This is a genomic window from Pseudomonas sp. TH37 (genome assembly GCF_016650735.1).
In the GTDB taxonomy this organism is placed as follows: domain Bacteria; phylum Pseudomonadota; class Gammaproteobacteria; order Pseudomonadales; family Pseudomonadaceae; genus Aquipseudomonas; species Aquipseudomonas farris.
On the sequence record NZ_JAEKFD010000002.1, the window covers coordinates 16,361 to 33,813 of the forward strand.

Genomic DNA, 17,453 nt, shown 5'->3' on the forward strand with positions numbered 1-17,453 from the left:
TCAAGCCTCCATATAGTGGCGACGCTCGTTTTTGGTGGCGATGCGCGCGGAAATGATTCGCACGAAATTCGGGTCGCGGTAGGTGTATGCAACGACCAGCAGTCGACCTTTGGCATCCAGCCCGATGATGATCCATCGCGGCTCATCATGGTGGTTGTCCTGAAGCGTCAGCGCTCGTTCGTCATAAAACACGGGTTCTGTCTCTGCGAGGCTGACGCCTTGATGCTTTAGTTTGTTGGCCGCGTTCTTTGCCTTGTGGTACTGAATTTCGAATGACTTCATTATGCATACTTTATATGTATAAGCGAGAGGCGGCCGTGCCGGCGGTCGCTTGGAAAGCAAAAGATTAGCGGTGGGGAGGGAAAGGGGAGGAAGGATGTATTTCAAGAGTTTTTTAGGCTGGGGGCTCTATGGCTAAAGGGCGGTGTGAACATCTGTCCATAATTTGACTAGCTGGTTGTATACAACTCTATAGACATTTGTCCTGACTATTGAATACAGTGTGCGCACAACAAAAACCAGGGAACCCCCCAACCATGAAAACGCCCCATGTTTCACAACAACGGCCCGAGGATGAGAATCTCGGGATCGGCGCGAATATGGCTTACGGCCTGCAACACGTTCTGACCATGTATGGCGGTATCGTCGCGGTGCCTTTGATCATCGGCCAAGCGGCCGGGCTCTCGCCGGCGGACATCGGTTTGTTGATTGCTGCTTCATTGTTTGCAGGGGGGCTGGCGACGTTGCTGCAGACCCTGGGTTTACCGTTTTTCGGTTGTCAGTTACCGCTGGTGCAGGGTGTGTCGTTCTCCGGCGTTGCGACCATGGTGGCGATTGTCAGCAGTGGTGGGGAGGGCGGCTTTCAGTCGATTCTCGGGGCGGTGATTGCCGCGTCGCTGATCGGCTTGCTGATCACGCCGGTGTTCTCGCGAATCACCAAGTTCTTTCCGCCGCTGGTGACGGGCATTGTGATCACCACTATCGGCCTGACGCTGATGCCGGTGGCCGCACGCTGGGCCATGGGCGGCAACAGCCATGCCCCGGACTTCGGCAGCATGGCGAACATTGGCCTGGCGGCGGTTACGCTGGTGCTGGTACTGCTGCTGAGCAAGATCGGCAGTGCGAGCATCTCCCGTTTGTCGATCCTCTTGGCGATGGTCATCGGCACAGTCATCGCCGTGTTCCTCGGCATGGCGGATTTCTCGTCCGTCACCCAGGGCCCAATGTTCGGTTTCCCGGCACCGTTTCATTTCGGCATGCCGACTTTCCATTTCGCCGCGATTCTGTCGATGTGTATCGTGATCATGGTGACCCTGGTGGAAACCTCCGCCGACATTCTTGCCGTCGGTGAAATCATCGGCACCAAAGTCGACTCCAAACGCCTGGGCAACGGTCTGCGCGCCGATATGCTGTCGAGCATGGTCGCGCCGATCTTCGGCTCCTTTACCCAGAGTGCTTTCGCTCAGAACGTGGGGCTGGTGGCGGTAACCGGGATCAAGAGCCGTTTTGTGGTGGCCACCGGCGGCGTGTTCCTGGTGGTGCTCGGATTGCTGCCCTTCATGGGCCGGGTCATCGCCGCCGTGCCAACCTCCGTCCTCGGTGGCGCCGGCATCGTGCTGTTCGGCACCGTGGCGGCCAGCGGCATTCGGACCCTGTCCAAGGTCGACTACCGCAACAACGTCAACCTGATCATCGTCGCCACTTCGATCGGTTTCGGCATGATCCCCATTGCCGCACCAAACTTCTACGACCACTTCCCCAGCTGGTTCGCGACAATCTTCCACTCAGGCATCAGCTCCTCGGCGATCATGGCCATCGTGCTGAACCTGACCTTCAACCACCTCACGGCCGGCAACTCGGATCAACAGTCGGTGTTTGCGGCCGGTACCGAGCGCGTCTTGCGTTATCAGGATCTGGCGGCGTTGCGGGAAGGGGATTACTTCAGCGAAGGCAAGCTGCGTGACTGCGACGGGAATGAGATTCCGGTGGTGGAGGCAGAGCATGGGCATGCCGAGCCGCGGGCGGCGCATGCGAAAAGCAGTGAGCATGTCTGACGGCGCTACCCGATAAAAAGGCAGGTAGATCAAAAGATCGCAGCCTGCGACAGCTTCTACGGGGATTCGTGTGCGATGCGATCCCCCTGGGAGTTGCCGCAGGCTGCGATCTTTTGACTTTATGGCGAGCACAAAAAAGCCCCTGAATCTTTCGATTCAGGGGCTTTTCGATTTTGCTGTCTGGCTCCACGACCTGGACTCGAACCAGGGACCCAGTGATTAACAGTCACTTGCTCTACCAACTGAGCTATCGCGGAATGGCGTCTATGTTACTGATTCAAAAAGAGAAGTCAAGCCTCTGTTGGCAGTTTGATGTTTTCATCGGATCAGAGGGGGTTATCGGCCATTGGCGGTTACCAGAATTGCGGTAGAGGTCTACCATGGTCGCCCGGAAGTGGTGACACGCGCTGCCGGCCCTCAGCCGAAAAGGTATGCGCCATGAATCACCCAACCCTCACACCTCAAAACAGCGGGGTGTTCGCATGAGCATCGCTCAGATCAGTCTGCCCAAAGGCGTTGGTCCGCACGCCGAGAAACTGTTCGACGCCATCACTCAGGCCAGCACCGCTGACGAATTGAACCGCGCGGGCGGCAAGGCCGAAGGTTTTGTTTTGGGCCTGGAAAGCACCAAGGCGATCAAAAGCCAGGTGGCCGAGTCGCTTTATGTGGCCTATGACGACGCAGCCAGCCAGCGTGCAACCGAACTGGCTTAACCGCCGAAGGTAATGGTGCCGAGCATCAGCTTGGCGTACAGCATCGTGGCGGTCAGTTGCACCAGCCACAACGCCAGGCCGCCAAGGAACACGCCCGCAGCCACTTGCAGCACCAGGTTATTACCGCGTTTGGCCGAGGAGCGGGGCACAAAGTGGTCCAGCTCGTCGCGGTCGGCGCGTAGGTCATCGTTTTTCATGTGGGTTCTCAAGAGCTCTCGGGTGTACTCATAACCTGTGGGAGCCGGGCTTGCCCGCGAAGGCGGCTGCACATCCAGCATCAATGTGACAGATAGACCGCTTTCGCGAGCAAGCCCGCTCCCACATTTTTGATCTGCGTGCAGTCTAGAGCGACCGGTCGCCGAACTGGGAATTATCAAAGACAAATAAAAAACGGGAAGCCATATGGCTTCCCGTTTTCAATCACGCGACGACTCAGATCACCTGAACGATGGCCTTGGTCACTGCGTCGATGTTGCTCTGGTTCAGCGCGGCAACGCAGATGCGGCCGGTGTCCAGGGCGTAGATGCCGAACTCGCTGCGCAGACGGGTTACTTGTTCAACCGTCAGGCCGGAGTAGGAGAACATGCCGCGCTGGCGACCGACGAAGCTGAAATCACGCTGTGGAGCGTTTTTCGCCAGCAGGTCGACCATCTGGGTGCGCATGCCGCGAATCCGCAGGCGCATTTCTGCCAGTTCCTCTTCCCACTGAGCGCGCAGTACCGGGCTGTTCAGCACGGCGGCGACGATGCTTGCACCGTGGGTCGGCGGGTTGGAATAGTTGGTGCGGATCACGCGTTTGACTTGCGACAGCACGCGCGCGCTTTCTTCTTTCGATTCGCTGACAATCGACAGGGCGCCAACGCGCTCGCCGTACAGCGAGAAAGATTTGGAGAACGAGCTGGAAACGAAGAAGGTCAGATCCGATTCGGCGAACAGGCGCACGGCTGCGGCGTCTTCATCGATACCGTCGCCAAAGCCCTGGTAGGCCATGTCGAGGAACGGCACGTGACCTTTGGCCTTGACCACTTCCAGCACGTTTTTCCAGTCTGCCGGGCTCAGGTCCACGCCGGTCGGGTTGTGGCAGCAAGCGTGCAGCACAACGATGGATCCGGACGGCAGGGCGTTCAGGTCTTCCAGCAGGCCGGCGCGGTTAACGTCGTGGGTGGCGGCGTCGTAGTAGCGATAGTTCTGCACCGGGAAACCGGCGGTTTCGAACAGCGCGCGGTGGTTTTCCCAGCTCGGGTCGCTGATCGCCACGACGGCGTTCGGCAGCAGTTGCTTGAGGAAGTCGGCACCAATTTTCAGCGCGCCGGTACCGCCGACAGCTTGAGTGGTGATAACCCGGCCAGCGGCGATCAGCGGCGAATCATTGCCGAACAGCAGTTTTTGCACGGCCTGGTCGTAGGCTGCGATGCCATCGATCGGCAAGTAGCCACGGGAAACGTGTTGAGCAGCGCGAATCGTCTCGGCTTCGACAACGGCGCGCAGGAGTGGAATTCGCCCCTCCTCGTCGCAGTAAACACCGACCCCCAGGTTGACCTTGTTGGTACGGGTATCGGCATTAAATGCTTCGTTGAGGCCCAGGATTGGATCGCGTGGTGCCATTTCGACAGCGGAGAACAGGCTCATTATTGCGGCGGCTCTGAATGGAGTGTGGAGGGACGTGTCGCGCTCCAGCCGAATGCACTAGAGCGGTGCACAAACGGGGAGCTAGTATAGAGGCCATCAGCGATTGATGGCGACAGGCGATTCGGCTTTTACGGTAAGTTTTTCAAATTATTTTTCGATCGTTGATCGAGTGATGTCGTCAAAGGTTCTACCCGATGTAGGACGTTTGCCTTGAAAGCGATGGCAATCGGCTCCACATTGAGCACAATCCAGTTTTTTCCTCGGGCGACATCGGTCGTTTGCGGTCTTTTTCGTTGCTGTCCGGTTTGACCGGACAGTCGCGAATCCCCGCACCGAGAACCGAGAGGTATTTATGTCTGAATTCCAGCTAGTCACCCGCTTCGAACCCGCCGGCGATCAGCCGGAAGCCATCCGCCTGATGGTCGAGGGCATTGAGGCCGGGCTGGCGCACCAGACGTTGCTCGGTGTGACCGGCTCGGGCAAGACCTTCAGCATCGCCAACGTGATCGCCCAGATACAGCGCCCGACGCTGGTGCTGGCGCCCAACAAGACTCTGGCCGCGCAGTTGTATGGCGAGTTCAAGGCATTCTTCCCGAACAATGCCGTTGAATACTTCGTGTCCTATTACGACTACTACCAGCCCGAAGCCTATGTGCCGTCGTCAGATACCTTCATCGAGAAGGATGCCTCGATCAACGACCATATCGAGCAGATGCGCCTGTCCGCGACCAAAGCGCTGCTGGAGCGCAAGGACGCGATCATCGTCACCACGGTGTCCTGCATCTACGGTCTGGGCAGTCCGGAAACCTATTTGAAGATGGTGTTGCACGTCGATCGCGGCGACAAGCTCGACCAGCGCGCGCTGCTGCGTCGCCTGGCCGACCTGCAATACACCCGCAACGACATGGACTTCGCCCGGGCGACCTTCCGGGTGCGCGGCGATGTGATTGATATCCACCCGGCGGAATCCGATTTCGAAGCGATCCGCATCGAGCTGTTCGATGACGAAGTGGAGAGCCTGTCCGCCTTCGACCCGCTGACCGGTGAGGTCATTCGCAAACTGCCGCGTTTCACCTTCTATCCGAAGAGCCACTACGTGACGCCGCGGGAAACCCTGCTGGAGGCCACCGAAGGGATCAAGATCGAATTGCAGGAGCGCCTGGAATACCTGCGCTCCAACAACAAACTGGTGGAAGCTCAGCGACTGGAGCAGCGCACCCGTTTCGACCTGGAGATGATCCTCGAGCTGGGCTACTGCAACGGCATCGAAAACTACTCGCGCTATCTGTCGGGCCGTGAGTCCGGCCAGGCGCCGCCCACGTTGTTCGACTACCTGCCGGCTGACGCCTTGCTGGTGATCGACGAATCCCACGTCAGCGTGCCGCAAGTCGGCGCCATGTATAAAGGTGACCGTTCCCGGAAAGAAACGCTGGTGGAGTACGGTTTCCGCTTGCCCTCGGCCCTGGATAACCGGCCGATGCGTTTCGATGAGTTTGAAAGCATCAGCCCCCAAACGATTTTTGTCTCGGCCACGCCGGGCAATTACGAGGCGGAGCACGCTGGCCGAGTGGTCGAGCAATTGGTGCGCCCGACTGGCCTGGTGGACCCGCAAATCGAAATCCGTCCGGCATTGACTCAGGTAGACGACCTGCTCTCGGAAATCACCAAGCGCGTGGCCCTGGAAGAGCGGGTACTGGTCACCACGCTGACCAAGCGCATGTCCGAAGACTTGACCGATTACCTGGCCGACCACGGCGTGCGTGTGCGTTATCTGCACTCGGACATCGACACCGTGGAGCGAGTCGAAATTATCCGTGACTTGCGTCTCGGCGTCTTCGATGTGCTGGTGGGGATCAACCTTCTACGTGAAGGCCTGGACATGCCGGAAGTCTCGCTGGTGGCGATTCTCGACGCGGACAAGGAAGGCTTCCTGCGTTCCGAGCGCTCGCTGATCCAGACCATCGGCCGGGCGGCGCGCAACCTCAATGGGCGGGCGATTTTGTACGCAGATCGCATCACCGGTTCCATGGAGCGGGCGATCGGCGAGACCGAGCGTCGTCGCGACAAGCAAATCGCCTTCAACCTGGCCAATGGCATCACGCCGAAGGGAGTGTTCAAGGACGTCGCTGACATCATGGAAGGCGCGGTCGTGCCGGGTTCGCGCAGCAAGAAGCGCAAAGGCATGGCCAAGGCCGCCGAGGAAAGTGCCAAGTACGAGGCCGAACTGCGCTCGCCGAGCGAGATCAGCAAACGCATTCGTCAGCTGGAAGAAAAGATGTACCAGCTCGCCCGCGACCTGGAATTCGAAGCCGCGGCGCAGTTGCGCGACGAAATCGGCAAGTTGCGGGAGCGGTTGATAACAGTTTGAGATGCGCAGTGAATGGGCGGGCCTCATCGCGGGTAAGCCCGCTCCCACAAGGATTGAGGGTATTCACACAATATGTGGGCACCTACAGATCCTGTGGGAGCGGGCTTGCCCGCGATGAGGCCCGCCGGAACACTACAAATATCAATTGCGCACTTCCCTGGCCCTCAGCCCTGCCTGCAACCTCCTGGTAGGCAACACCGCCACCAAGCTGATCCCCCAATGCAATATTGGCTTATATGCCCTGCTGACTGGAGCATGGCAGGCTACGCCTGTTACCATTCGGCTCTTGTTGGAAGTTCGCTTTGATCTTCGCTTTTATTCTTTTCGAGACATGCCATGACCACCGTCCGCACTCGCATCGCGCCATCGCCTACCGGGGACCCCCACGTAGGTACCGCTTACATCGCTTTGTTCAACTACTGCTTTGCCAAGCAGCATGGCGGTGAGTTCATCCTGCGGATCGAAGATACCGACCAACTGCGTTCGACCCGCGAGTCCGAACAGCAGATTTACGACGCCCTGCGCTGGTTGGGTATCGACTGGAGCGAAGGCCCGGACGTCGGCGGCCCGCACGGTCCTTACCGTCAGAGTGAGCGCGGCGATATCTATCAGAAGTACTGCCAGCAATTGGTCGACATGGGTCATGCCTTCCCGTGCTTCTGCACGGCCGAAGAATTGGACCAGATGCGCGCCGAGCAAATGGCCCGCGGCGAAACCCCGCGTTACGACGGCCGTGCGCTGTTGCTCTCCAAGGAAGAAGTCGCGCGCCGCCTGGCCGCCGGCGAGCCGCACGTCATCCGCATGAAAGTGCCGACCGAAGGCGTGTGCGTGGTGCCTGACATGCTCCGTGGTGACGTCGAGATCCCGTGGGATCGCATGGACATGCAAGTGCTGATGAAGACCGACGGCCTGCCGACATACTTCCTGGCCAACGTGGTCGATGACCACCTGATGGGCATCACTCACGTATTGCGTGGTGAAGAGTGGCTGCCATCGGCGCCGAAACTGATCCTCTTGTACGAATACTTCGGCTGGGAACAACCGCAGCTGTGCTACATGCCGCTGCTGCGTAACCCGGACAAGAGCAAGCTGTCCAAGCGCAAGAACCCGACCTCGGTGACCTTCTACGAGCGCATGGGCTTCATGCCGGAAGCAATGCTCAACTACCTGGGCCGCATGGGCTGGTCGATGCCGGACGAGCGCGAGAAGTTCTCGCTGCAGGAAATGGTCGACAACTTCGACCTGAGCCGCGTCTCCCTCGGTGGGCCGATTTTCGACATCGAGAAGCTGTCGTGGCTCAACGGCCAGTGGTTGCGTGATCTGCCGGTGGAGGAGTTCGCCGCTCGTCTGCAAAAGTGGGCGCTGAACCCTGAATACATGATGAAGATCGCACCGCATGTGCAGGGCCGGGTTGAAACCTTCAGCCAGGTCGCACCGCTGGCCGGCTTCTTCTTCGCCGGTGGCGTGAACCCGGACGCCAAGCTGTTCGAGTCCAAGAAGCTCTCGGGCGATCAGGTTCGTCAGTTGATGCAGTTGATTTTGTGGAAGCTGGAAAGCCTGCGTCAGTGGGAAAAGGACAGCATTACCGCGACGATTCAGGCGGTGGTCGAATCGCTGGAACTGAAACTGCGTGATGCGATGCCGCTGATGTTCGCCGCGATCACAGGCCAGGCCAGTTCGGTGTCGGTACTCGATGCGATGGAAATCCTCGGTCCGGACCTGACCCGTTTCCGTCTGCGCCAGGCCATCGACCTGCTGGGCGGCGTGTCGAAGAAGGAAAACAAGGAGTGGGAAAAACTGTTGGGCAATATCGCTTAAGGTCGTTTGATCCTGCGTAGGAGCTGCCGAAGGCTGCGATCTTTTGATCCTGCTCTTCGGCGCCACCCCCGTTTTTCGGGGGGAGGGCGGTAAGTGATTGTTATGGCGACAAAAAATTTTGGAAATTGTTAAAAATAAGTTTGACAGCCTTCCGATGCGCCATTAAGATTCGCCCCGTCCTCAGCGATGAGGGGCTATAGCTCAGCTGGGAGAGCGCTTGCATGGCATGCAAGAGGTCGACGGTTCGATCCCGTCTAGCTCCACCAATTTACAGTTCAAGGTCTGGCCACACCGGCCTTGAAGCGATCAACACTCAGCGTTGATCAGTTGTATAGAAGGGTTTGCGTCCCCTTCGTCTAGTGGCCTAGGACACCGCCCTTTCACGGCGGTAACAGGGGTTCGAGTCCCCTAGGGGACGCCAGTTTTACAGAAGCGATGTTGCAAAATTTCGCTCCGCCGCGAGGCGAAAAATCCGGGGCTATAGCTCAGCTGGGAGAGCGCTTGCATGGCATGCAAGAGGTCGACGGTTCGATCCCGTCTAGCTCCACCAATTTTACAGTTCAAGGTCTGGCCACACCGGCCTTGAATCGATCAGCTCTCAGCACTGATCAGTTGTATAGAAGGGTTTGTGTCCCCTTCGTCTAGTGGCCTAGGACACCGCCCTTTCACGGCGGTAACAGGGGTTCGAGTCCCCTAGGGGACGCCACGATTACCCGCTCTGCGGGATTTTTAAGGGTCATTCAATTATTGAATGGCCCTTTTGTTTGTCTGGCGTTTGGCCAACTCTCCTTTTTCCTCAAAACTGTTCTTCAGACCAGCGGTCACATCCACGACTTGCGAAAAATTATTATGAGAATAATATTCTAGTCGTAATATTCGGAGGCAACGATGAACGATAAAAAAGCTCAAACCCGCGAACGCATCCTCAAGGCTGCCAGTGCCGCGCTGATTCGGCGCGGCCCGGCCGAGCCGAGCGTGGGCGAAGTGATGGGCGCGGCAGGCCTGACGGTCGGCGGCTTCTACGCGCACTTCGAAAGCAAGGACGCATTGATGCTGGAAGCGTTCAAGCAACTGCTTAGCCATCGTCGTGGCTTGATCGCCGATATGGACGCCGAGTTGACCGGTGAAGAGCGTCGCGCGTTGGTCGCGGCGTTCTACCTGTCGCGCAAACACCGTGATTCCACCGAGCATGCGTGTCCGATTCCAGCGTCGGTCGGCGAGCTGGGCCGTCTGCCGGACGAATTTCGTGTGGCGTTGAATGAGCATGTTGAGTTGATGGTCGCGCAGTTGGCGGCCAGCCCGGAAGACACCGACAAGGTCTTGGCCGACATCGCCTTGATGGTTGGTGGTTTGGCTCTGGCGCGGGCGCTGGGGCCTGGAGAGTTGTCCGATCGTTTGCTGCGCGCCGCCAAGTCGGCGGTGTTATGACCTAAAGGCGTCAGCCTGAGGAGATGGGCGATGAACACGTTGAGCTGGGTTCGTGGCGTTAATGGCACCTTGGGCTGGTTCGCACCGAAGCTGGTGGCGAGCAAGATGCGTCTGGCATTCATGACCCCGCGGCAATTGCTGCCGCGTGACTGGGAGTTGCCGCTGCTGGCGAAATCTGAACGAATCACCTTGCGCTTCGGCCTCTCCGCGCTGCGTTGGGGGCAGGGCCCTGCGGTGTTGTTGATGCACGGCTGGGAAGGCCGGCCAACACAGTTTGCCGCGCTGATTACCGCGCTGGTCGATGCCGGTTACACCGTGGTTGCCCTGGACGGCCCGGCTCACGGTCGTTCGCCAGGCAACGAGGCCAATGTGGTGCTGTTCGCCCGGGCCATGCTCGAAGCGGCTGCTGAGTTGCCGCCGCTGCAAGCGGTGATCGGTCACTCCATGGGCGGCGCCAGTGCCATGCTCGCGGTTCAGTTGGGCTTGCGCACCGAAACCCTGGTCTCGATCGCCGCCCCGGCGCGAATTCTCGGGGTACTGCGTGGGTTCGCACGCTATGTGCGCCTGCCGCCCAAAGCGCGTTCGGCGTTTATTCGCCAGGTCGAGAAAGACGTCGGTATGCGCGCCGCTGCGTTGGATGTTGCGCACTATCAGCTCGACATGCCGGGGCTGATCGTCCATGCCGAGGACGACAACTTTGTTCCAGTCAAGGAATCCCAATTGATCCACGAAGCCTGGTTCGACAGCCGTCTGTTGCGCCTGGAAGAGGGAGGTCATCAGCGGGTGCTCGCCGATCCGCGGGTGATCGATGGCGTTCTTTCGCTGCTGGCCGGTCGCAGCCTGCAATCGCGCCAATCGGCCTGAGCATCCGTTACACTGCCCCGGTCGAAATAATCTGACCGGGAGTGGGGCATGGGCTGGGATCGGGCAACGCCGTTTATCATTGATCTGGAAGTGGGCGCCGAGGACATCGACGGGCTGGGCCACGCGAACAACGCGGTGTACGTGACCTGGCTCGAGCGCTGCGCCTGGCGTCACTCACAACGGCTTGGGCTGGATCTGGTCGAGTACCGGCGGCTGGATCGGGCGATGGCGGTGGTACGGCACGAGATCGATTACCTGGCCGCTGCCTATGAGGGCGATGAGTTGCAGTTGGCGACCTGGATCGTCGATTGGGATCAGCGCCTGAAAATGACCCGACACTTCCAGTTGAAGCGCCCCAGCGACAACACGACGTTGCTGCGGGCGCAGACCACTTTCGTGTGCATCGAACTGTCGACCGGCAAGCCCAAGCGCATGCCGGCGGAGTTTATCGAGGGCTACGGGCCTGCGTTGCAGATGTTGGATACGACCAAAATCTAATGTGGGAGCGAGCCTGCTCGCGAAGGCGGCGTATCAAACAACTTATGTTTCGACTGACACACCGCTTTCGCGAGCAGGCTCGCTCCCACAAGGGAATCTGCGATGTTCTGCAGATTCCTCGCGCAATCCAGTAAACTGCCGCACGTTTTTCGTTGAGTGTGTTTTTCATGCAAATTGCTTTGGCGCCCATGGAGGGGTTGGTCGACAACATCCTGCGGGACGTGCTGACCCGTGTGGGCGGTATTGATTGGTGTGTGACCGAATTCATTCGGATCAACGATCAACTGCTCACGCCTGCCTATTACCACAAGTTCGGCCCGGAGCTGCTGACTGGCGCCCGAACCGCGTCCGGTGTGCCGCTGCGGGTGCAACTGCTCGGCTCCGATCCGGTGTGCCTGGCGGAAAACGCCGCATTGGCCTGCGAGTTGGGTTCCGAAGTCATCGACCTGAACTTCGGCTGCCCGGCCAAGACCGTCAACAAATCCCGTGGCGGCGCGGTGCTGCTCAAAGAGCCTGAACTGCTCAATGAAATTGTCGAACACGTCCGTCGGGCGGTGCCAGCGCACATTCCAGTGACCGCCAAGATGCGCCTCGGTTTCGACAGCCCGGACGGTGCGCTGGTCTGCGCCACGGCCCTGGCTGAAGGCGGCGCGGCGCACATCGTGGTTCACGCACGGACCAAGACCGATGGCTACAAGCCGCCAGCCCACTGGGAATGGATCCCTCGGGTTCAGGACGTGGTCAAGGTCCCGGTGTTTGCCAATGGCGACATCTGGAGCGTCGAAGACTGGCGTCGTTGCCGCGAGATCAGCGGCGTCGAAGACATCATGCTCGGTCGTGGACTGGTATCGCGCCCGGATCTGGCCCGGCAAATCGCCGCCGCCCGCGCCGGTGAAGACGTCGTCGAGATGACTTGGGCCGAACTGCTACCACTGATTCAGGACTTTTGGCTGCAAGCCAAAGCGCAGATGACACCGCGTCAATCGCCGGGTCGCTTGAAGCAGTGGCTGGCGATGCTGACCCGCAATTATCCCGAAGCGGTAGAGCTGTTCACCGTCCTGCGTCGTGAGACCGAACTGGATAATGTCTCGCGTTTGCTGGGTCTGCAGGTCTCTGAAGCAGCCTGAAGCTACTTTAAAAAAACAGAAAAAGAGCTCTTGAAAAGTAATCAGCGGTCCTTATCTAAGGATTACGCGATGCCGAATTCGGGTCGCGGAGACAAAAAAACTTGCTGATTATGTTCAGGAGATTTGAATCATGAGTACCGCATTTTCCCTGGCCCCACTGTTCCGTTCCTCGGTAGGTTTCGACCGTTTCAACGATCTGTTCGAAACCGCCCTGCGCAATGAGCCAGGCAGCACCTATCCACCCTACAACGTTGAAAAATATGGTGATGACCAATACCGCATTGTCGTAGCGGCCGCCGGTTTCCAGGAAGAAGACCTGGACCTGCAAGTGGAGAAAGGTGTGCTGACCATCAGTGGCGGCAAACGTGACGCGGACGAAAGCGTCACTTACCTGTACCAAGGCATCGCTCAGCGCGCCTTCAAACTGTCGTTCCGTCTGGCGGACCACATTGAAATCAAGGCCGCCGAACTGCGCAACGGTTTGTTGAGTATCGATTTGCTGCGCGTGATTCCGGAAGAAGCGAAAGCCAAACGCATCCCGATCAACGGGACGGAAAAACCGGCTCTGCAGCACTGAGTCAGAGCAACAAAAAAGGGCGCCGCACTGGCGCCCTTTTTTGTGCCCGTGACCGACTCATTTGAGCAGTTTCTGAAACTCCTCAACCGGCAACGGCCGACTGTGCAAATACCCCTGATACAAATGGCAGCCCAGCCCCTGCAAAAAAGCCAGTTGTTCCAGGTTTTCCACCCCTTCGGCGATGACTTCCAGCTCCAGGCTGTGGGCCATGGCGACGATGGCGCGAATGATTTCGGCATCGTTGGGGTCGGTGGTGGCGTCGCGGATGAACGACTGGTCGATTTTCAGGGTGTCTACCGGCAGGCGCTTGAGGTAGGTCAGCGAGGAATAACCGGTACCGAAATCGTCCATGGCAAAGCTCACGCCGAGTTTTTTCAGGCGACGCATTTTGCTGATGGTGTCGTCCAGGTTCTGGATGACGATGCCTTCGGTGATTTCCAGTTTCAGCAGCGCGCAGGGCAGGCCATGGCTGGCGAGGCTGTGTTCGATGCGTTCGACGAAATCGTTCTGACGGAATTGCCGGGGGCTGATGTTCACGCACAGGCTGAAATTGAGCGGGTCGATCAGACCTTTGGCGGTCAGTTGTTTGAAGGCCTTGCAGGCTTCGTCGAGGATCCAGGTGCCGACTTCCAGAATCAGCCCGCTGTCTTCCAGCACCTTGATGAACTCGGTGGGCGATTGCGCGCCCAGTTGTGGATGGTGCCAGCGCACCAAAGCCTCGGCGCCGGTTATGCGGTTGTCTCGAGCATCCACCTGAGGTTGGTATTGCACGCTGAACTCGCCCCGGGAAAGGGCCAGGCGCAGGTCGGTTTCCATGCGCAGGCGTTCGCTGGCGGCCTTTTGCATGGTGTTGTGATACATCTGCGTGGTGTTGCGGCCCGAATCCTTGGCGCGGTAAAGGGCGATATCGGCACGTTTGAGCAGGTCGGTCGGGGTCGAGCCATGGTCGGGGATCAGCGCGATGCCGATGCTAGGCGTCACTTGCAGGCGCTGTCCATCGAGGAACATCGGTTCGGACAGCAGTTCGCGCAAGGTGTCCGCCAACTCCCGGACCTGAGCGCTGACGTCGCTGCGCGAGCCTTCCAGGCCGCTGAGCAACACCACGAATTCGTCGCCACCCAGGCGCGCGACGGTGTCCTCCATGCGGACGCTGGCTTCAAGGCGCGCGGTGATGATCTTCAGCACCGTATCGCCCACCGGGTGACCGAGGGAGTCGTTGATGTGCTTGAAGTGGTCGAGATCGAGGAACATCAGCGCGCCGCGAAGGTTGTGGCGTTTGAGCAGGGCGATCTGCTGGCTCAGGCGATCCATCAACAGTGCGCGGTTGGGCAGGTTGGTCAGCGGGTCGTGGTAGGCCAGGTGACGGATCTGCGCTTCGGCGTTTTTCAGCAAGCTGACGTCCCGCGCGGTCAGCAGCAGGCACGCCGTTTCGTTGAGGGTGATCGGCTCCACCGAGACTTCAACGGTCAGCAACTCACCGCGTTTGTTGCGCCCGAGCATTTCCAGGTGGTGAACCCGGCCCTTGATCTGTAGTTCCGCCAGCAACGCCGAGCGTTGTTTCTCTTCGGCCCAGATGCCCACCTGATACACCGTGCGGCCGACCACTTCATCGGCGCGGTAGCCGGTCAGGCGACAGAAGCCGTCGTTAACCTCCAGGTAGCGTCCGGTGTCGCGCTCGGTAATGGTGATGGCGTCGGGGCTTGAGTGGAAGGCCTTGGCGAACTTCTCCTCGCTGGCCTTGAGCGCCGCTTCCGAGCGTTGCTGCTGGGTGATGTCGCGCAAGGTGGTGACGATGCACGGCTGGTCGCCGACGCTGATCTGCCGGCTCGATATCACGCAGGTCAGGGACTGCCCGTCCTTGTGCTGAACAATGATCGCCACATTGTTCAGGCCCTGTTCGCGGATGACCCGCTCGATCCTTTGCAGGCTTTTCGCTGAAGCGTCCCACAGGCCTATTTCGTCGGCGCTGCGGCCAATCACGTCGCCGGTGCTCCAGCCAAATGTCTGAGTGAAACTGGAGTTGATCTCGATGAAATGGCCGGTGTCCTGGCGCGTGACGCAGATCGGGTCCGGGCTGACCTGGAACAAGGTGGCGAATTTCTCTTCCGACGCCACCAGTTGCTGTTCGCGTTCCACCTGATCAGTGATGTCCAGCAGTGTGCCGGCCATGCGCAGCGGGTTGCCGTGGTCGTCTCGATAAAGTCTGGCGCGGCTTTCCAGGTAGCGCGAACTGCCGTCCTGCAGCTGCACCCGGTACGTCAGTTGATAATTGCCGGCCGGGCCCTCGCGCAAGCTGCGGTAGGCGTCGCGCATGGTGTCGCGTTCTTCGCCGGGCACGCCTTCGAAAAACGCATCGAAGGATTCATGGAAGGGTTTGGGGTCCAGCCCATGCAACTGGGCGGCACGCGCCGAGCCGTAAAGCATGCCGCTGGGAATGTGCCAGTCCCAGGTGCCGAGTTGCGCCGAATCCAGGGCCAGGTCGAGACGTTCCTGGCTGTCTTTGAGGGCGTGCTCGGCAATTTTGCGTTCGGTGGTGTCGAGGAACGTGCTCAGCAGATAAGGCTGACCTTCGAGTTCAACCTTTTGTGCGCTGAGGATGCCGTCGTGAACTTGCCCATTGCTGGCGCGAAATTGCACCTCCATGTTGATCAGCTCGCCTTTGGCCTTGGTGGCTTTGACCAGTTGCACTCGTTGTTCCGGGTTGACCCAAAGGCCCAGTTCCAGCGTGGTTCGGCCGATGGCGTCTTGCACCGGCCAGCCGAACAGGCTTTCGAAATACTGGTTGGCTTCGCTGATCAGGCCGTCTTCCTGACGGGTCAGCAGGACCATGTTCGGGCACAGGTGAAACAGCGTGGCGAAGCGTTTTTCCGAGCTGCTCAACGCCTGTTCGCGCTGGCGTTGATGGGTGATTTCACGAATGACCCCAATCATTCGCGGTCGGCCGTTTTTGTCCGGCAGCAGGCTGCCGTTGATTTCCAGCCAGTGCAGACTGCCGTCGGGCCAGCGGATGCGGTGGTGCATCGCCTGCTCCAGCGGGGCGCCGGCGATCACTGCATTGAAGGCGCGAATGGCTTTCGCCCGATCCTCCTGGGGCAGCAGGTCGAGGTATTCCAGGTCTTCCGGCAACGGTTGCCGGGGATCGAAGCCGAACAACGCCTGAGTACCCCGAGACCAACTGATCTGCCCCCGCTCGATGTCCCAATACCAGGCGCCCAGCCGGGCGCCGTTGAGGGCCGCCAGCAACTGCGGGGCGCTTTCCCAGCTCTGCTCGGACCGTTTGGGGTCAAGTGCCTGAATTCGCGGCATCGGCGGCATACGTTCAACAGATTTGGGCATGGATGACAGGCCTTGGGCTGAATTGGGCGTTAGGCACAGGGTTTTGGGGCTCTATAGGCGTAGCACAAAAAGAAGAAGCACAGCTTAGCCGCGAGTCCCTGGCTGATCGATTTGTGCATCCAGCAGAGCCATGAAGGCCCGTGCCGCGTTCGACAGCGTCCGTTCGGTGTGCAGGATATAGCCTAGCTGGCGAGTGAGCTGTATGCCCGGCAAAGGTATGCGCGCCACTTGATCGTCCAGCATGGTGCGCGGCAAAACGCTCCAGGCGAGGCCGATCGAGACCATCATCTTTATGGTTTCCAGATAGTTCGTGCTCATGGCGATGTTTGGCGTCAGGCCCTGGGCCTCGAACAAGCGCTGCACGATGTGGTGGGTAAAGGTGTTGCCGCCGGGGAAAACCGCGGGATGCAGGGCGATATCCGTCAGGCTGACCGGACCGTTAGCGATCAGCGAATGCTCCGGGGCGACCACGAAATCCAGCGGGTCGTCCCACACGGGCGTGGCCTTGACCAGTGCGTGGGGTTCCGGTGCAAGGGTGATTACCGCCAGTTCGGCGCGGCCATGGAGGATTTCTTCGTAAGCCACTTCCGAATCGAGGAACTGAATATCCAGCGCCACTTGTGGGTAGCGTCGGGTGAACTCCCTTAATAAGGGCGGTAAACGATGCAGGCCTATGTGATGACTGGTGGCCAATGTCAGACGACCGGAGACTTCGCCGGTCAGGTTGGTCAGGGCGCGGCGGGTGTCATCCAGTACATTGAGGATCTGATAGGCCCGTGGCAGCAGGGCGCGACCGGCTTCGGTCAAGCTGACTTCCCGACCCAGTCGATCGAACAGCCGCACCTTCAATTGCTGCTCCAGGCCGGCGATGCGTTTGCTGATGGCGGGTTGTGTCAGGTGCAGCCGTTCGCCAGCGCCGGAGAAGCTTCCGGTCTCGGCAATCGCGATAAAAGCATTGAGGTTGGCGAGGTCCATGATGACGTCTCAGTTGTATTCCAGATGGTTATGCAAAGCATGAAAAATATGAATTTGAGTTATTTA

Annotated in this window: 14 protein-coding genes and 5 tRNA genes; 13 read left to right on the forward strand and 6 right to left on the reverse strand. The window is 59.3% G+C overall.

The window, feature by feature from the left end:
- Nucleotides 1-282 (reverse strand): BrnT family toxin, encoded by a 282-nt coding sequence (locus JFU11_RS05135; protein WP_123720967.1) that lies wholly within the window; start codon nt 280-282, stop codon nt 1-3.
- 254 nt (nt 283-536) lie between these two features.
- Here JFU11_RS05135 and JFU11_RS05140 point away from each other — a divergent pair, with 254 nt between their 5' ends.
- Entirely contained in the window at nt 537-2,054 is a 1,518-nt protein-coding gene (locus JFU11_RS05140) for a nucleobase:cation symporter-2 family protein (RefSeq protein ID WP_201059979.1), read from the forward strand.
- Between the two features lie 181 nt (nt 2,055-2,235).
- Here the strand turns inward: JFU11_RS05140 and JFU11_RS05145 are convergent.
- Nucleotides 2,236-2,311 (reverse strand) — tRNA-Asn (locus JFU11_RS05145).
- 225 nt (nt 2,312-2,536) lie between these two features.
- On the opposite strand from JFU11_RS05145, the gene JFU11_RS05150 reads away from it, so the two are divergent.
- Nucleotides 2,537-2,767, forward strand: a complete 231-nt coding sequence (locus JFU11_RS05150) for a hypothetical protein (protein ID WP_008007186.1) — start codon at nt 2,537-2,539, stop codon at nt 2,765-2,767.
- Here JFU11_RS05150 and JFU11_RS05155 read toward each other — a convergent pair.
- Together JFU11_RS05155 and JFU11_RS05160 are read right to left on the reverse strand one after the other, a co-directional pair.
- On the reverse strand, nt 2,764-2,964 hold the full coding sequence (locus JFU11_RS05155; RefSeq protein WP_007905992.1) for a hypothetical protein: 201 nt from the start codon (nt 2,962-2,964) through the stop codon (nt 2,764-2,766). The two genes, JFU11_RS05150 and JFU11_RS05155, sit on opposite strands and share 4 nt — an antisense overlap.
- A gap of 235 nt (nt 2,965-3,199) precedes the next feature.
- Nucleotides 3,200-4,396: an amino acid aminotransferase gene (locus JFU11_RS05160; protein ID WP_123720969.1), complete on the reverse strand. Its 1,197-nt coding sequence runs from the start codon at nt 4,394-4,396 to the stop codon at nt 3,200-3,202.
- A 352-nt stretch (nt 4,397-4,748) separates the two neighbouring features.
- On the opposite strand from JFU11_RS05160, the gene uvrB reads away from it, so the two are divergent.
- The 11 genes from uvrB (at nt 4,749) to JFU11_RS05215 (ending at nt 13,076) form a co-directional block, all read left to right on the forward strand.
- Nucleotides 4,749-6,764: an excinuclease ABC subunit UvrB gene (gene uvrB / locus JFU11_RS05165; RefSeq protein ID WP_123720970.1), complete on the forward strand. Its 2,016-nt coding sequence runs from the start codon at nt 4,749-4,751 to the stop codon at nt 6,762-6,764.
- Nucleotides 6,765-7,100: 336 nt separating this feature from the next.
- Nucleotides 7,101-8,582 carry a glutamate--tRNA ligase gene (gene gltX / locus JFU11_RS05170; protein ID WP_123720971.1) on the forward strand — a complete coding sequence of 494 codons (1,482 nt, stop codon included), beginning with the start codon at nt 7,101-7,103 and terminating at the stop codon, nt 8,580-8,582.
- Nucleotides 8,583-8,772: 190 nt separating this feature from the next.
- Nucleotides 8,773-8,848, forward strand: a tRNA-Ala gene (locus JFU11_RS05175).
- Between the two features lie 79 nt (nt 8,849-8,927).
- Nucleotides 8,928-9,003, forward strand: a tRNA-Glu gene (locus tag JFU11_RS05180).
- A gap of 53 nt (nt 9,004-9,056) precedes the next feature.
- Nucleotides 9,057-9,132: transfer RNA gene (locus tag JFU11_RS05185), tRNA-Ala, on the forward strand.
- A gap of 80 nt (nt 9,133-9,212) precedes the next feature.
- Nucleotides 9,213-9,288: transfer RNA gene (locus JFU11_RS05190), tRNA-Glu, on the forward strand.
- Between the two features lie 182 nt (nt 9,289-9,470).
- Nucleotides 9,471-10,010: a TetR/AcrR family transcriptional regulator gene (locus tag JFU11_RS05195; RefSeq protein ID WP_123720972.1), complete on the forward strand. Its 540-nt coding sequence runs from the start codon at nt 9,471-9,473 to the stop codon at nt 10,008-10,010.
- A 30-nt stretch (nt 10,011-10,040) separates the two neighbouring features.
- Nucleotides 10,041-10,874, forward strand: coding sequence for an alpha/beta fold hydrolase (locus JFU11_RS05200; protein WP_201059980.1), 834 nt, complete (start codon nt 10,041-10,043; stop codon nt 10,872-10,874).
- A 48-nt stretch (nt 10,875-10,922) separates the two neighbouring features.
- Nucleotides 10,923-11,372, forward strand: a complete 450-nt coding sequence (locus JFU11_RS05205) for a thioesterase family protein (RefSeq protein ID WP_056744388.1) — start codon at nt 10,923-10,925, stop codon at nt 11,370-11,372.
- 167 nt (nt 11,373-11,539) lie between these two features.
- Nucleotides 11,540-12,499 carry a tRNA-dihydrouridine synthase gene (locus JFU11_RS05210; RefSeq protein WP_030132385.1) on the forward strand — a complete coding sequence of 320 codons (960 nt, stop codon included), beginning with the start codon at nt 11,540-11,542 and terminating at the stop codon, nt 12,497-12,499.
- Nucleotides 12,500-12,629: 130 nt separating this feature from the next.
- Nucleotides 12,630-13,076 (forward strand): Hsp20 family protein, encoded by a 447-nt coding sequence (locus tag JFU11_RS05215; RefSeq protein WP_008075938.1) that lies wholly within the window; start codon nt 12,630-12,632, stop codon nt 13,074-13,076.
- A 57-nt stretch (nt 13,077-13,133) separates the two neighbouring features.
- On the opposite strand, the gene JFU11_RS05220 is transcribed toward JFU11_RS05215, so the two are convergent.
- Nucleotides 13,134-16,412, reverse strand: a complete 3,279-nt coding sequence (locus JFU11_RS05220) for an EAL domain-containing protein (protein ID WP_201059981.1) — start codon at nt 16,410-16,412, stop codon at nt 13,134-13,136.
- A gap of 84 nt (nt 16,413-16,496) precedes the next feature.
- Nucleotides 16,497-17,387 carry a LysR family transcriptional regulator gene (locus JFU11_RS05225; protein WP_201059982.1) on the reverse strand — a complete coding sequence of 297 codons (891 nt, stop codon included), beginning with the start codon at nt 17,385-17,387 and terminating at the stop codon, nt 16,497-16,499.
- Nucleotides 17,388-17,453 lie beyond the last annotated feature (66 nt).